The following is a 15,264-nucleotide window of genomic DNA, read 5'->3' on the forward strand; positions in this document are numbered from 1 at the left end:
AATTAATTAAACACAATGAAATTATATGGCCTTTCAGGTACAAAAATTAGCTGTGCATTTATATCTGCATGTATAAGTACCCCTTACAACACAACTCGTTTTATTAAAGATTTAATAGCTGGCATAACTGTTGGGATTATTGCTATACCACTAGCAATGGCACTAGCTATTGCTAGTGGTGTACCTCCACAGCATGGTTTATATACAGCAATTATAGGTGGTTTTATCATTGCATTAACGGGGGGATCAAGGTTTAGTGTTTCTGGACCTACAGCAGCATTTGTAGTTATTTTATACCCTGTATCATTACAATACGGATTATCTGGACTACTAATTGCAACATTGCTATCCGGTATATTTCTTGTATTAATGGGATTAATTCGATTAGGTAGATTAATCGAATATATTCCTTTACCCGTTGTATTAGGTTTCACATCGGGCATTGCCATAACTATAGCAACCATGCAAATTAAAGATTTTTTTGGTTTAACACTTGAGCACATGCCAGAAAGTTATATTGGTAAAGTTACGGAACTAGCTAAAACACTACCAACCATTAATATTGCTGACACTATAGTCGGCGTAGTAACACTGATTGTGTTAATAGTATGGCCAAAACTTAGACTTAAAATATCAGGACACCTACCTGCACTAATTGCCGGCATTGCTGTTATGTTTATTTTTAATCAATTTGGCTATCAAATTGAAACAATTGGTTCACGATTTACCTATACACTAGCTGATAATACGATAGGTCATGGCATACCCTCTGTTCTACCAGAGTTTATTTTACCTTGGCAGCATGCTGATTTTACTTGGGATTGGTCAACATTTACTGCCTTACTGCCAATTTCACTGACCATGGCAATGTTATGCGCAATTGAGTCATTACTCTGTGCTGTGGTATTAGATGAAATGACACACACTAAACACCACTCAAATAGTGAACTCATTGGCCAAGGCTTAGGTAATATTATTGCACCATTTTTTGGTGGCATTTCAGCAACAGCGGCAATTGCGCGTTCAGCGGCAAATGTCAAAGCAGGCGCAACCTCGCCTATTGCTGCCGTTTTGCATTCTTTAATTGTTTTACTTGCTCTTATTTGCTTCGCACCAGCATTATCATTTATCCCACTTTCTGCAATGGCGGCATTATTACTTATCGTGGCATGGAATATGAGTGCAGTTCAACGCGTCATTTATATTATCAAATGTGCTCCTAAAGATGATATCTTGATTATGCTTATTTGTATGTCGTTAACAGTACTATTTGATATGGTGATTGCAATTACACTTGGGATTGTACTTGCCTCAATCCTATTTATGCGCCGTATCGCCCGTATGACTCGCTTAGTTGAACTTAATCGCAGTAACGATAAAACCTTAGTACTACGTATTAACGGACCACTATTTTTTGCTGCCGCTGAACGTACATTTTTAGAAATCTATCAAAAGATTAATGGATATGAACACATAGTGCTACAATGGGATGCGGTACCAATTCTTGATGCTGGTGGGCTCAATGCTTTAATTCATTTTATTGATGAACTACCTGAACAAGTTGATCTATCAATTTGTGAGTTACAGTTTCAACCATTAAAAACATTAGCTCGCGCAAAAATTGTTCCAATTTCTAACAAACTAATGTTCTATTCAACGCTAGAAGAAGCACTGAAAGATAAAGATTAATTCTAAAATTAGATTTATTATATTAACTAATTTATATGCACAGTAACGGTTTGAACAGAAACTAATTACTGTGCAATAAATTGTACCTTCACTACCTTTCTTTTCATTTACTAAATCACCATTGACAGACTATAAGTCTTAAAAAGTGGTTTTAATTTGAAATCCAAAATTAACTTATAAAAATAGGTAAATAACATGATATCTAACGAAAACAATGTCTACAATCTTAAAGAAAAATCAAGTTGGTTTATTTTAGTTGGTGTTATTTTAATTATATTGGGGAGCTTAGCATTAGGTTATCAGTTCACGGCAACTGTTTTTTCTGTCTATTTTATTGGTTCATTAATTTTAATGGCAGGTATTGCGCAAGCGCTACATTCATTTCGCATTAAAGGTTTCAGTCAGTCAGCATTATGGGCAGTAATGGGAGTTTTATACATTTTTATTGGTCTAATGTCATTTTTCCAACCTGTTGCGGTTTCATCAGCCTTAACATTGGTGATTTCATTCTTGCTAATTATGAGCGGCTTTACACAAATATTTGCGGCTATGAATAACCGCAATTTACCTCGTTGGGGATGGGTTTTAACTTCAGGGATTATTACATTAATTTTAGGATTTATGATTATTGCAGGTTGGCCATATGATAGTCTTTGGGTATTAGGTATGTTTTTAGGTATTGACCTTATTTTTCAAGGTTGGGCATATGTAGCTATTGGTTTTGCATTAAAAAAATAGATGTTAAATAACATATTCGTTGCTCACAATCTAGCAATGACTTTCAAGAAGGTTACCACTAATTGTGAGCAGCAAGTAATGACTCGAACACAAATATAACTTATTTAAGTTAATTTTGTTATAAATAAATTAAGCTGATTATTTATAGATTTTGTTAGTTTTTGCCTTAACTTCTTGCATTGTCTGTAAAATTCGATGATAGTTATCAAGCCTTGATGGTGCAATTTTACCGTCTTGTACTACTTTTTGTAGTAAACAACCTGGCGTATCAAAGTGATTACAATCGCGAAAGTGGCAACCGCCTAAATAATTATCAAATTCTTTAAAACCACTAATCACTTGTTCAGGCTCTAAGTGCCATAAACCGAATTCGCGGATCCCTGGTGAGTCAATAATATCTCCACCATTTGGTAAGTGGTAAAGCCGAGAGGAAGTAGTTGTATGTTGACCAAGTCTGGATATTTCTGAAATACCTCCAGTCATAACTGATTGTGATTGATGAGGTAACAGTAAATTAATAATACTTGATTTTCCCACACCAGACTGCCCAACTAAAATGGAAATCTTACCTTGCAAAACTTCTTGTAATACAGCAATGCCTTGTTGATTTTGACATGAGACATACAAAACTTGATAACCGATATGAGTATAAATCGTCAACTTTTTTTCAACTTCAGTGCGTTGATCATCATTAAGTAAATCAATTTTGTTTAAAACAATAATAGGTTTTATATCCGTGCATTCACAAGCAACTAAATAACGATCGATAATATTTAGTGATAATTCTGGCAAGACAGCCGAAATAATCACGATTTGATCAACATTTGCGGCAACGGGTTTAACGCCATCATAAAAATCAGGCCGGACAAGTTCAGAATGTCTCGGGTGAACCGCTTCAATAATACCATTGGTGTTTGGCTCTAAACTTTCGCGCCATACTACTTTATCACCAGTGACTATTGAAGGTAACGTGCGACGAATACTACAACGATAAATAAGACCTGCACTATCTTCAACATCAGCAGACTTACCAAAACGACTTATTACTACACCGTCACGAGGTGACGAAAAATTTGCTAGACTCTCATCTTGCTTTATTGCTAATCGTTGCTGATGTTTTGCCGCTACACGTCTTTTTTGATTATTGGATAGTTTATTTTTTGCCATAGTACTCATTTTTTACTAAAACAGATTGTCAGTTATGCTACACTACTCAGTATCAAAAAGAAAATCTCTATAGCAAATTATGAACAAACAATCTCAAATTAATAGTAACAATCTTATTTGGATAGATCTTGAAATGACTGGACTCAATCCAATAACTGATCGCATTATTGAGATCGCAACCATTGTTACCGATTCTAACTTAAATATTCTTGCTGAAGGACCTGTGATTGCAGTTCATCAATCTGATGAGCAATTAGCATTAATGGATGAGTGGAACCAAAACACCCATGGCAAATCAGGACTTATTGAGCGTGTTCGCAAAAGTACTATTAGTGAACAACAGGCCGAGCAACAAACCATCGAATTTTTAAAACAATGGGTACCAGAAAACAGCTCTCCAATTTGTGGTAATACTATTGGGCAAGATCGTCGTTTTTTATTTAACTATATGCCTAATTTAGAAAGTTATTTTCATTATCGCTATTTAGATGTCAGCACAATTAAAGAATTAGCTAAACGTTGGAAACCTGAAATACTAAAAGGGATTAGCAAACAGAGTTCTCATCAAGCTCTTGATGATATTCGTGACTCAATTGCTGAACTTGTTTATTATCGTGAACACTTTTTTGATCTAACCAACTTATAATTAGTATGCAAATTTTATATACTTTTTTATTATATTTGATTCAACCACTGGTTTGGCTAAGACTGCTTTGGCGTAGTCGTAAAGCACCAGCTTATCGAAAGCGTTGGCTTGAACGCTATGGTTTTTGCAAAAATAAAGTTAAATCTAACGGTATTTTAGTGCATGCCGTATCGGTGGGTGAAACGATAGCAGCCATCCCGCTAATCAAAGCACTTAAACAACAGTATCCTAGTTTACCTATCACAGTTACCACCATGACGCCAACAGGCTCAGAGCAAGTTAAATCATTACTTGGTGATAGCGTCAGCCATGTATATTTACCTTATGATTTGCCCTGCGCGATAAATCGTTTTTTAAATACGGTTAAGCCCAAATTAGTGATCATTATGGAAACTGAGCTTTGGCCTAATTTTATCTGTCAGTGTTATAAACGAAATATTCAGCTAATTATTGCCAATGCCAGATTATCAGAACGTTCAGCTAATCGATACAGTAAACTAGGGCGATCCATTAGCAATTTACTATTAAAAATTAGTGCAATTGCCGCACAAAATAAGCAAGATGGGGAACGTTTTATTTCACTGGGTTTACCCCGTGATCACTTAACAATAACCGGTAGTATTAAATTTGATATTGATTTAACAGATCAACAACAGCAAAAAATCAAAACGCTAAAACAGCGGTGGCAATTAGACCGCCCTATCTTTATTGCCGCAAGTACACACAATGGAGAAGATGAAATCATCTTATCTGCCTTTAAGCGGTTATTACAAAAATATCCCGATTTGTTATTGATTATTGTCCCCCGCCACCCAGAACGCTTTAAAACCGTCGAAAAATTAATTAATGATTGCGGATTAAATTATATAAACCGCAGTAGCGGTCAAATTCCTGCTAAACAAACCCAAGTCATTTTGGGTGATACGATGGGAGAATTAATAGAACTTTATGGTATTGCCGATATCGCCTTCGTTGGTGGCAGTTTAGTGAAACATGGAGGGCATAATCCATTAGAACCCGCACTTCACCACATCCCAATCATTAGTGGCGAACATTTTTTCAATTTTAAAGTGATTTGTGAGCAACTTATTTCAGCTGATGGCATGATCATTTGTGCTAGCACAGCCGATTCCCTTTATTCAGCGATTAATGAGCTTTTAGAAAATAAAACGCGTAGTCAACAAATTGGCGAACAAGCGTATCAAGTATTAAAACAAAATCAAGGCGCACTACATAGGCTTTTTAACATTATCAACTATTATCTTTGCTCAAAATAAGGATTACTTGTGAATAAAAAACAAGGGTTATTGCTTATTAATCTAGGTACACCAAACGCGGCAACACCAGATGCAATAAAACGGTATTTAACCGAGTTCTTACTCGATCGCCATGTCGTTGATTTACCGAAACTGTTTTGGTATCCGATTTTAAAGTACCTTGTAATACCTAAGCGAGTGCCTTATATTATTCATCATTACCAAAAAATTTGGATAAATGGCTCATCACCTTTACTTCATTACAGCCAATTATTATGTGATAAATTACAACACCACTTACCAAATATTCAATGTGAATTAGCCATGACCTATGGTGAACCCAATATTCAATCTGCATTGAACAAGCTTCAATCATGTTCAAAAATTACGGTATTGCCACTTTTTCCACAATACTCAACAACCACAACACTCGCTGTACTTGATAAACTTAAACAAATTATAGCAACCGACAAAATCATAAATAGTATTGACTATATTCGTGATTATGCCGATCATCCAAGCTATATCAATGCACTTTATTTACAAATTAAGCAAGCATTTCAATGCCAAGGCGAGCCTGAAGTGCTTATACTTTCTTATCATGGTATTCCTGAGCGTTATATTTACAAACGAAAAGAGGATTATATTCAACGTTGTGAAATGACCACACAGTTATTAATCGAAAAATGCCGAACAAATAACATAAATATACCAATTCAAATGGCTTATCAATCGAAATTTGGAAAAGGCAAATGGGTTACACCAAGTACCAGCGATACACTACAAACATTAGCAAAAAGTGGTGTTAATAATGTGCACGTCATCTGTCCCGGATTTTCGGTAGATTGTATTGAAACTATTTACGAAATTGACGAAGAAAATCGAGAAATCTTTTTAAATGCAGGTGGAAAATCATTTTATTATATTCCCACATTAAATGACACAGACTTACAGATTAATTTAATCATGGCATTAATCAACCAAACTCAGCCACCTATACTTAATAATTTATACTGAAACACATAGTTACCTGAAACTTTTTGACAAAAATGATACGACTTAAAAATTACACTAAATAGGTAAATGTTGATTTTTAAACGAATGAAATTTTAAATTAACGAATATTAGTGCTAACTATCTATCACCTAAGTAATCTATGGCGTATGATAAGGCATTATTTTATAATTCAGTATCTGAGCACTGAGGAGAAAATTAAGTGAAAATAATCATCATTGGCGCTCAAGCTGCAGGCGCAAGTGCTGCTGCAAAGGCTAAAAGAATGAACCCTGAGGCAACCATCCGTATTTATGAAAAATCAGATATTGTTTCGTTTGGTGCTTGCGGTTTACCTTATTTTATTGGTAACCACTTTACTGACGCCAACGAAATGATATCCCGAACGCCTGAGCAATTTCAAAAAGATAATATTGAAATAAAAACTTTACATGAAGTCATTGCTATTGATACTAATCAAAAAAAATTAACTGTTAAAGATCTCAATACTGGCAATTGCTTTGATGATAGCTATGACAAGTTACTACTTGCAGTTGGTGCAAGTCCCATCATTCCCCCTTTTGAAAATAGCCAACTAAAAAATATCTTCACATTACGCAACCTGCATGACGGGTTAGCTATCAAACAGACATTATCCAACTCAAATATCAAAAATTTGATTGTTATAGGTGCTGGATATATTGGGCTTGAAATAGCTGAATCGCTTGTTGCTTTACAAAAAAACGTCAAATTGATTCAATTGGATGACAGAATTCTTATCGATGCATTTGATAAACAAATTACTGAACTAATTGAAGAAAATATTAAACAACATTGTGATCTACATTTGCAAGAGCGAGTACTTGGCTTTGAAGGATCGCACAACGTCACACATGTAATTACTGATAAATCACGATATCCAGCCGATGTTGTTATTATTGCAACTGGTGTTAAGCCAAACAATGATATCTATAAAAACCTTGGTATTAAGACACTTGCAAATGGTGCCATAATCACCAACAGCTTTGGACAAACTAATATGGCAGATATTTATGCTGCTGGAGATTGTGTTGCCCTTCACCATAGAGTTAGTCATTCAATGGCATATATTCCACTTGCTACAGGGGCGAACAAACTAGGCAAAATTGTAGGCGAAAATTTAGGTGGCGGAAATTGTGAATATCCTGGCACTATTGGCACCTCAGCCTTAAAAGTCTTTGATATTGAAGCAGGACGAACAGGTTTAACTGAAAGCGAAGCAAAAAAAGCTGGAATTCCTTATAAAACTGTCATAGTTAAAGATAAAAATCACAGCAACTATGTTGCTGGTCAAACAAGTGTAACAGCAAAACTTATCTATCATGCCGACACTCGAGTGATTTTAGGTGGTCAAATAGCTGGAGGGCAAGGTGCGGCATTAAGGGTCAACACTCTTGCAACCGCAATATGGACGAATTTGAAAATTGATGAATTAGCCATGATGGATTTTCTTTATGCTCCACCATTTTCCAGACCATGGGATATTTTAAATATTGCAGGCTCAATCGCAAAATAAGATAGGTATTAATAAACCTATCAATAAATATTTTACTAGATAATTAAATTTATTATTAAAGGGTGAGGATTAAATATGCCAGATGCTATTTTTCAAGGAGTCTTTTTTGAAAAGTTCTTATCTATTACTCATTACCAGACATTAATTGGTATTGGGTTACTGCTCATCTGTTTTTTTGCAGTAATGAGGCCATTACAAAAGCAAAAGGTTAATTTTTCAATACGTATGTTAGTTGGATTAATCCTTGGTGCCGTGCTTGGTTTAAGTATTCAAGCTGTAGCAGGATTTCCTGACACATCAACAATCTGGATGCAAGAAACCGCAACTTGGTATGGACTATTTGGTCGAGCATTTATTGCTTTTATCCGAATGTTAGTGATACCACTCATATTTGTATCTATTGTTAAAGTAATTATCGATTTCTCTGGTAAAAAAAATCTACCCCAAATCGCATTCAGAGGAATTTTTTGGTTACTGTTTACAACAGCAATTGCCTGTATTGTTGGTATTTTGTTAGCTAATCTATTTGCATTAGGTGAAATAAGCTCAAGTTCTGTACATCAAGCTCAGGCAAAACAATACACTAATATTATTGATACCTTTATAAATCTAATTCCAAGCAATATTATTGCATCAATGGTAAACGAAAATATTGTTGGATTGGTCATTTTCTCTGCCTTAATGGGGATTGCCGCCAACAGAATGGAAAAGAAAAACTCACAACCGATTGCCCTATTTAAAACGTTTATTGAAGCACTTTATAAGATCATCATGTCGATTGCGATGACAGTCATAAAATACATGCCTTATGCAGTAATTGCTTTACTTGCTCGCACCATCATTTCTAACGGAATACCCGCAATTATTCAGGTTTCAAGTTTTGTTGCTGCGATCTACATCGCCACATTGATTATGTTGATTGTACATGTTGCCATTATTGTGATTCATGGTATTTCACCAATTATGTTTATAAAAAAAGCGCTAGGAACATGGCTATTGGCCTTTACAAGTCGCTCCTCTGTCGGTTCATTACCAATGACTATTTCAACACTAACCGTCCGAATGGGTGTTAATACAGGTACCGCAAATTTAGTTGGCTCTTTAGGTAGTACCATGGGAATGAATGGATGTGCCGGTTTCTTTCCTGCTTTACTTGCTGTTATGGTAGCTCATATGGTTGGCATTGATACTAATATCCAATTTTATATTATGCTTGTCATTGTAGTGGTTATTGGTTCAATTGGTATAGCTGGAATTCCTGGCACGGCAACAGTTGCCGCAACCGTCGTTTTATCAGGTATGGGCATGGCCGAATACTTCCCATTAATTGGTATGGTTTTAGCTGTTGATCCAATTATTGATATGGCAAGAACTTTAGCTAATGTATCTGGCGCTATGACAGCCGCTGTCGCAACCGATAAAGAAATTGGTCTTATGAATATGGCTGTGTACAACGACTCCGATATCACTCTTGAAAACGATCAGCCAGAAGCTTAACTGTAATGGCTGTTGTTATGAGTGAAATAGAACAACAAATTTCAAGATAATAATCAAATTTTTGTTTTGCTATTATTGGTGTTGAACGATTTTTTTGGGGAAACAGATTTTCTGAATATTGGTTTGAATTTGATGCTAAATTTTTTGCCTATGATATTTGTCCCGCTATGATTTGTATTTATGTCATAGCGGTAACTTCTGCTTTTTTTTGTGAGGATCACTACATATAAATCAATTCAAAGGCAGTTATTTTTTTAATTTAGGCGAACCGATAAAAGCCAAAATTAAATGTATAGAATCTTGATAAGTTCGGTAGTTTTAATTTTGGATATAGCATAAGTGCATAGATTAATAATAGCGGTAAATTAGAATGTAGTTTACGTGATTGTATTTGTATAGATGCCGTAATTTGGTAAAACAAGCAGGTAAACTTATAAAAGTTGATAATGCAACAATCGAAAGAATAAAAAATTAAGATTTAAAGATAGGTATATTGACATGCGGTGTTGTAGGAATGTTTTTTTCTCTAAAATCGTTCAGGTTGGTTATTGATTTTATTGAATTTTTTTGTGAATCAAATGGTAATAGAAAATTTTGGGGATCGGTGAGGTTTCAAACATTTTATCTATTAGTGGGTAGAATAGCTACAATAGCTACTTCCAATTTAGGGGATTAGCCGATAAACTGCACCGAAAAAGCCAAAACGTCCGCTCCTAAGTCTAATTCTAAAAAACATAACTATTTGACTTAAATTAAGAGCAAAAAGCATTAATAAAATAAATGAACTATATAAAAGGTTTTTATAAAAAAATAATTATTTTAACCGCACCGAAAGGTTTGAATATTGCTTTTTTCCCAACGTCGGTATTTATCCAACAACTGAGTAAGACTAAAATTTATTTTGCACCCATATAATTTAACTGACGCCATGATTCATAAACCACAACGGCAACAGAATTAGATAAATTCATACTACGGCTAGTGGCGAGCATGGGAATGCGGATCTTTTTCTCTTGTGGTAGTGCATCAAGTATGTTTTTTGGTAAGCCTCGGGTTTCTGGTCCAAACATTAAGAAGTCATTTTGCTGGTAATCGACTTCACTGTGTGGCTTTTGTCCTTTTGTGGTTAAAGCATAAACTTGTGTTGATAGGTATATTTGATTGGCATCTAAAAAATGGTTGAGATTTTTATAGCGTTTTACATCAACAAATTCTTGATAATCAAGCCCGGCTCGCCTTAACTTTTTGTCATCCCAGAAAAAGCCCATAGGCTCAATAATATGTAAATTGAAACCAGTGTTAGCACAAAGACGGATAATATTTCCAGTATTAGCAGGAATTTCGGGTTCAAATAAAACGATGTTTAAGGCTGAATTTGACACAACTTTTCTCATTTATTATTTATTGATGTTTATGAATTGGCAATATTATCACAATTCTAAGTCCACCAAGATGACTTTTTTCTGCTTTTACAGTACCGTGATCGCGTATGATGGCATTAGCTACAATAGCGAGCCCTAATCCAGTTCCGCCAGATTCACGATCTCGAGCTTCACTTGTACGATAAAAAGGTCTAAAAATTTGTTCTAGTTCACTTTCAGCAACTCCTGGACCATCATCATCAATTGTAATTGTTAGCTTTTGTTGTTGTGCTACAAAATTAATATCGATCTGTTTATTTGAATAGCGAAATGCGTTGCGTATAACGTTTTCAAGTGCGCTACACAAAGCAATTGGATAGCATAATATAGTATGGTTAGTTGGAAAATTTGTAACGACCAACGTTTTACCTATTTGTTCTGCTTCAAAAGTGGCATTATCAAGCACCTGTTTAAATAGAATATTAATTTTATTAACTTCACGAATTTCATTATTGTCATATTGTTGCCTTGCCAATGACAATAAGTCACCAATCATAGAATCTAATTTTATTGCTTCATTATTAATACGTATAACTTCACTGCTTTCACCTTGTTTGCGTCGCAATAGCGATGTAGCAAGCTGCAAACGAGTCAAAGGAGTGCGCAATTCATGAGAAATATCTGAAAACAAACGCTGCTGTACTTCTTGCATCCGTTTAAGCTCTCTTAACATATGGTTAAAACTAGCACCCGTCGCTTTATATTCAGATGATCCCGTTTGTTCTAGCTCAGGCCACTCTTGTAAATTTCCTTTCGCAACCTGATCTGCTGCTTTTTTTAGCCCTCGAGCAGGTTTTGCAATACTCCAAGATAGCCATAGTAAAAAAGGAGAACTTGCTAGCATGGTCAAAGTTAATAGTAAAAGAGGATGATCAAATATAAAGTTGACTAATTGAGATTGAATATCTGTAGTTTGTTGTAGGATATATAATTGATATTCAGCATTAGCATAATGAATGAGAAAAGGTCCTATAATTTCTTGGGAATCATAAATTTTTTTTGCAGGATCTTTGACATCATGGGATTTTTCACTAAAGTTTTTGATTAAATCAATATTTTTTGTTTCAGCGGTAATGATTTGTTCATTAGGGGTAACAATAAATAAAAATTGACCTGGTTTTTGATAACTATCCATAACAACAATAAAACGCATCCACCACCGAAAACTATCTTTTGGTACATTAATAAGATCATTTTCAATCTGATGCGCAAGCATATTACCAGCTTGTTTATCTTTGTTTGCTAAGTAGGTTAGGTTTCGAGCATCAAGACTCGGCAAAACCATTATTAACATTAAAAAAAAAGCTATGGTTAATAAAAATATTGTGAAAATTCTTATTGTTAGTTTATCAAAAAGCCACATACCATATTATCTGATATTAATTATAAAGTTATTCATATAACAAATCGTCATTTCGATCAATTACAAATAAGTAACCTTTTGAACGTAATGTTTTAATCCATGGTAAACCATCACTCCTAGGCGGTAGTTTTTTCCGTAATCTAGATACATGTACATCAATTGAGCGAGCAAGTGGAGTTAAATCTTTACCCAAAACAAATTCGCTTAGTTTTTCGCGTGTGATTATCTTTCCCGAATTTTCTAGAAAGGTAAGCAACACTTGAAACTCAGTACCCGTTAAATCTATATACTTGTTATCAAAAAAAGCAGATCCCTGTTTTCGATTTACATTAAGTTTATCAATTGTATATTTAATTGGTTGTTCAGCTTCATCGTTTGCTACATTATCCCAATGCGCTCTACGCAAAAGTGCATTGATTCGGGCAATAAGCTCTCTATCATTAAATGGTTTTAGAATGTAGTCATCAGCACCAAGCTCAAGCCCAATAACTTTATCATATTCATTATCTTTAGCCGTTAAAAAAATAACAGGTACCGTAAATTTACCTCTAAGTTGAGATAAGAATTTAAGTCCATTCATTTCAGGCATCATAATATCAAGTAAAATAAGATCTATCGTACTATCAAACTTTTCTAAAGCCTGAATACCATTATTCGCTATTTCAACAAGAAATCCTTCTAACTCAAGAAGTTCTCGTAATAATAAAGTAATTTCTGGATCATCATCAACTACAAGTAATTTACTGCTCATTACAATCCTCTTTATTTCATTCATTCTTGATATTAATTTTTATACCAAATATAGGGCGTGTTGATCTTTCATGATTATTTTTTAGACGGCATGATGTGAGTTATAATAATTCAGCCAAAAACAACCATAACTCGATTCATCATGCCAAGAACAATGCTAACAGATAAACGGTGGGAAAAGCTACTACAAATAATGAAAAATACCGGCCGAGTTTATAATAAATCCGAGCATCGGATGACGTTTGAAGGGATCCTTTTCCGAATGAGAACCGGTATTCCTTGGCGAGATTTGCCAGAAGAGTTTGGTGAATGGAGCACTGTCTATAGGCGATTTAATTTGTGGTCTAAAAAAGGAATATTAGTTGATATTTTCAAACATTTATCACAACTAGCGGATTTTGAATGGGTGTTCCTAGATGGCTCGATTATCAGGGCTCATCAGCATAGTACAGGCGCTGCAACGGAGTATTCCGAGCAAATAGGTCAGAGCTGTGGTGGTAATTCAACTAAAATTCATCTTGCGGTTGATAGTGGTGGTTTGCCTATTTGTTTTGAGCTTTCTGAAGGACAACGACATGATATCACTTATGCAGAAAACCTAGTTGAAAAGCTCGATGAAGTCAATACAGTGATAGCCGATAAAGGTTATGACAGCGAGCCTTTTCGGTGCTTTGTTCGGCAAAAAGGCGGACGAACGGTGATTGCTAAACGTAATTATGGTAAGGATATAGATAAAAGCAGTATGGATAGGTGCCTTTATCGCTATCGTCATTTAGTCGAGAATGCCTTTGCTAGAATCAAGCAATATCGTTCAATATCAACTAGATACGATAAGTTAGAAAGGAATTATGCCAGTATGGTATCACTGGCATTTATGTTAATGTGGCTGCCAATGTATTGTTGAGTAATTTATGTACAGCAAAGATCAACAGCCCCTATTAATAATATGCTTATTTGTTAATGTGCCCATTTTTGCAACACAAAATATAGAATATAACTTTGATGTTGAATATAAAAAAGCAACAGAACAAAATAGTGCCGAAGCACAAAACCGGTTAGGTTATATGTACCAGTACGGTCTAAACGTTCAACAAGATTATGCTAAAGCTATTGAATGGTACCAAAAGTCGGCTAATCAAAATTACGCCGATGCACAAGTGAGTTTAGGCTACATGTACAATTATGGTCTCGGCGTGAAAAAAAATTTGCTTAAAGCAAAGCAGCTATATGAAAAAGCAGCCTCAAACGGTTATGCTTTAGGTCTATTCAATCTAGGGGCACTTTACGAATTTGCAGAAAAAAAACATTATCGAAAAGGAATTGAACAAAATTCAGATAATAATGTTATTAACCAAGACTATGTTAAGGCTGGAATGGCAACACATTTTCAAACAAAAAAATTAAGGGGTAAGTGTTTTTTAAATTCAATGGGAGGCAAGTAGCCTAACGAAGAATGTAATCGTTTATGATTATACCAATAGGCATAAGCCGAAAAAGCGCGTTGTAACTCAGCCGTTGAGTTGAAACGTTGGCCTTTTACAAATTCCGTTTTAATTGTTTTAAATGTCGCTTCCGCTACCGCATTGTCATAAGGACATCCTTTCTTGCTTAATGAATGCGTGATATTAAATGTCTTAAAACAATCCGCTAATAACCGATTATCAAACTCTTTACCGCGGTCTGAATGAAATAAATCTAATTTTGATAATGGTTGTTTAATTTGGCTTAATGCCGACATAACAAGCTCTGCTGTTTTATGTTGACCAACATGGTAACCGACAATTTGCCTATCGGATAAGTTCACTAAAACACATAAATAGTTCCAACGTTGCTTAACTTGAATATACGTTAAATCCGCAACAACAATTTGTTTTTTATCACCTACATCAAATTGTCGTTGCAGGTGATTTTCTATGGCGGTTTCATTCACTTCCGTATTGTGAGATTGATAACGTTTAACGGTGTATTTTGATACCAGCAATAAGGCTTTCATCACCCGAGCAATGTAACGGCGTGACACCCAAATATTCTCTTTCTGTAAATCAAAACGAATTCGTCTTGTACCATAAGACTGATAGCTCTGATTAAATAGCGTCACGATTTTATCGGCATAAAGCCCTATTGATTTTTGTCTATTCAATTTGCACTGATAATAAGCATAATGTCTTGATAATCCTAAATATTGACAT

The 15,264-nt window shown here is 34.9% G+C and carries 14 protein-coding genes; 9 read left to right on the forward strand and 5 right to left on the reverse strand.

The genetic code is table 11. The features are described 5' to 3' along the window. The first annotated feature begins 15 nt into the window (after window positions 1–15). Window positions 16–1,689, forward strand: a complete 1,674-nt coding sequence (gene dauA / locus A9G38_RS01425) for a C4-dicarboxylic acid transporter DauA (RefSeq protein ID WP_034911824.1) — start codon at window positions 16–18, stop codon at window positions 1,687–1,689. A 195-nt stretch (window positions 1,690–1,884) separates the two neighbouring features. After that, window positions 1,885–2,427, forward strand: coding sequence for an HdeD family acid-resistance protein (locus A9G38_RS01430; RefSeq protein ID WP_034911827.1), 543 nt, complete (start codon window positions 1,885–1,887; stop codon window positions 2,425–2,427). A 138-nt stretch (window positions 2,428–2,565) separates the two neighbouring features. Here the strand turns inward: A9G38_RS01430 and rsgA are convergent, their stop codons facing one another. Continuing rightward, window positions 2,566–3,594, reverse strand: a complete 1,029-nt coding sequence (gene rsgA, locus A9G38_RS01435) for a small ribosomal subunit biogenesis GTPase RsgA (RefSeq protein WP_034911829.1) — start codon at window positions 3,592–3,594, stop codon at window positions 2,566–2,568. Between the two features lie 79 nt (window positions 3,595–3,673). Between rsgA and orn the strand changes: the two genes are divergently transcribed. From orn to A9G38_RS01460, 5 genes are all read left to right on the forward strand, one after another. After that, entirely contained in the window at window positions 3,674–4,240 is a 567-nt protein-coding gene (orn, locus tag A9G38_RS01440; protein ID WP_034911832.1) for an oligoribonuclease, read from the forward strand. A 5-nt stretch (window positions 4,241–4,245) separates the two neighbouring features. Then, on the forward strand, window positions 4,246–5,517 hold the full coding sequence (gene waaA, locus A9G38_RS01445; protein WP_034911835.1) for a lipid IV(A) 3-deoxy-D-manno-octulosonic acid transferase: 1,272 nt from the start codon (window positions 4,246–4,248) through the stop codon (window positions 5,515–5,517). Window positions 5,518–5,526: 9 nt separating this feature from the next. Then, window positions 5,527–6,513, forward strand: a complete 987-nt coding sequence (hemH, locus tag A9G38_RS01450) for a ferrochelatase (RefSeq protein WP_034911838.1) — start codon at window positions 5,527–5,529, stop codon at window positions 6,511–6,513. Between the two features lie 199 nt (window positions 6,514–6,712). Beyond that, window positions 6,713–8,044: a CoA-disulfide reductase gene (locus tag A9G38_RS01455; RefSeq protein ID WP_034911841.1), complete on the forward strand. Its 1,332-nt coding sequence runs from the start codon at window positions 6,713–6,715 to the stop codon at window positions 8,042–8,044. A gap of 75 nt (window positions 8,045–8,119) precedes the next feature. After that, on the forward strand, window positions 8,120–9,541 hold the full coding sequence (locus A9G38_RS01460; RefSeq protein WP_051634213.1) for a cation:dicarboxylate symporter family transporter: 1,422 nt from the start codon (window positions 8,120–8,122) through the stop codon (window positions 9,539–9,541). Between the two features lie 896 nt (window positions 9,542–10,437). Here the strand turns inward: A9G38_RS01460 and trmL are convergent. Genes trmL through A9G38_RS01475 form a run of 3 tightly spaced genes read right to left on the reverse strand, consistent with a single transcriptional unit; the run spans window position 10,438 to window position 13,076 of the window. Beyond that, entirely contained in the window at window positions 10,438–10,935 is a 498-nt protein-coding gene (gene trmL / locus A9G38_RS01465) for a tRNA (uridine(34)/cytosine(34)/5-carboxymethylaminomethyluridine(34)-2'-O)-methyltransferase TrmL (protein WP_034911845.1), read from the reverse strand. A 7-nt stretch (window positions 10,936–10,942) separates the two neighbouring features. Beyond that, the gene (cpxA, locus tag A9G38_RS01470; RefSeq protein WP_034911847.1) at window positions 10,943–12,325 is read right to left on the reverse strand and encodes an envelope stress sensor histidine kinase CpxA; all 1,383 of its coding nucleotides are present in this window, start codon (window positions 12,323–12,325) and stop codon (window positions 10,943–10,945) included. 28 nt (window positions 12,326–12,353) lie between these two features. Beyond that, on the reverse strand, window positions 12,354–13,076 hold the full coding sequence (locus A9G38_RS01475; protein ID WP_034911849.1) for a response regulator: 723 nt from the start codon (window positions 13,074–13,076) through the stop codon (window positions 12,354–12,356). Window positions 13,077–13,217: 141 nt separating this feature from the next. Between A9G38_RS01475 and A9G38_RS01480 the strand changes: the two genes are divergently transcribed. Together A9G38_RS01480 and A9G38_RS01485 are read left to right on the forward strand one after the other, a co-directional pair. Beyond that, on the forward strand, window positions 13,218–13,979 hold the full coding sequence (locus A9G38_RS01480) for an IS5 family transposase (RefSeq protein WP_034915900.1): 762 nt from the start codon (window positions 13,218–13,220) through the stop codon (window positions 13,977–13,979). Between the two features lie 58 nt (window positions 13,980–14,037). Then, entirely contained in the window at window positions 14,038–14,517 is a 480-nt protein-coding gene (locus A9G38_RS01485; protein ID WP_176713212.1) for a tetratricopeptide repeat protein, read from the forward strand. Here A9G38_RS01485 and A9G38_RS01490 read toward each other — a convergent pair. Next, the coding region (locus tag A9G38_RS01490; RefSeq protein WP_141671676.1) for an IS3 family transposase at window positions 14,463–15,264 on the reverse strand (802 nt) is incomplete at its 5' end. The two genes, A9G38_RS01485 and A9G38_RS01490, sit on opposite strands and share 55 nt — an antisense overlap.

Source organism: Gilliamella sp. Imp1-1 (assembly GCF_001690415.1).
GTDB lineage: Bacteria > Pseudomonadota > Gammaproteobacteria > Enterobacterales > Orbaceae > Gilliamella > Gilliamella bombi.

What these genes read in the sequence shown, in the direction of transcription:
- dauA (WP_034911824.1), top strand. Translation starts at nt 16, where the DNA reads ATGAAATTATATGGCCTTTCAGGTACAAAAATTAGCTGTGCATTTATA.
- A9G38_RS01430 (WP_034911827.1), top strand. Translation starts at nt 1,885, where the DNA reads ATGATATCTAACGAAAACAATGTCTACAATCTTAAAGAAAAATCAAGT.
- rsgA (WP_034911829.1), bottom strand. Translation starts at nt 3,594, where the DNA reads ATGGCAAAAAATAAACTATCCAATAATCAAAAAAGACGTGTAGCGGCA.
- orn (WP_034911832.1), top strand. Translation starts at nt 3,674, where the DNA reads ATGAACAAACAATCTCAAATTAATAGTAACAATCTTATTTGGATAGAT.
- waaA (WP_034911835.1), top strand. Translation starts at nt 4,246, where the DNA reads ATGCAAATTTTATATACTTTTTTATTATATTTGATTCAACCACTGGTT.
- A9G38_RS01460 (WP_051634213.1), top strand. Translation starts at nt 8,120, where the DNA reads ATGCCAGATGCTATTTTTCAAGGAGTCTTTTTTGAAAAGTTCTTATCT.
- trmL (WP_034911845.1), bottom strand. Translation starts at nt 10,935, where the DNA reads ATGAGAAAAGTTGTGTCAAATTCAGCCTTAAACATCGTTTTATTTGAA.
- cpxA (WP_034911847.1), bottom strand. Translation starts at nt 12,325, where the DNA reads ATGTGGCTTTTTGATAAACTAACAATAAGAATTTTCACAATATTTTTA.
- A9G38_RS01475 (WP_034911849.1), bottom strand. Translation starts at nt 13,076, where the DNA reads ATGAGCAGTAAATTACTTGTAGTTGATGATGATCCAGAAATTACTTTA.
- A9G38_RS01480 (WP_034915900.1), top strand. Translation starts at nt 13,218, where the DNA reads ATGCCAAGAACAATGCTAACAGATAAACGGTGGGAAAAGCTACTACAA.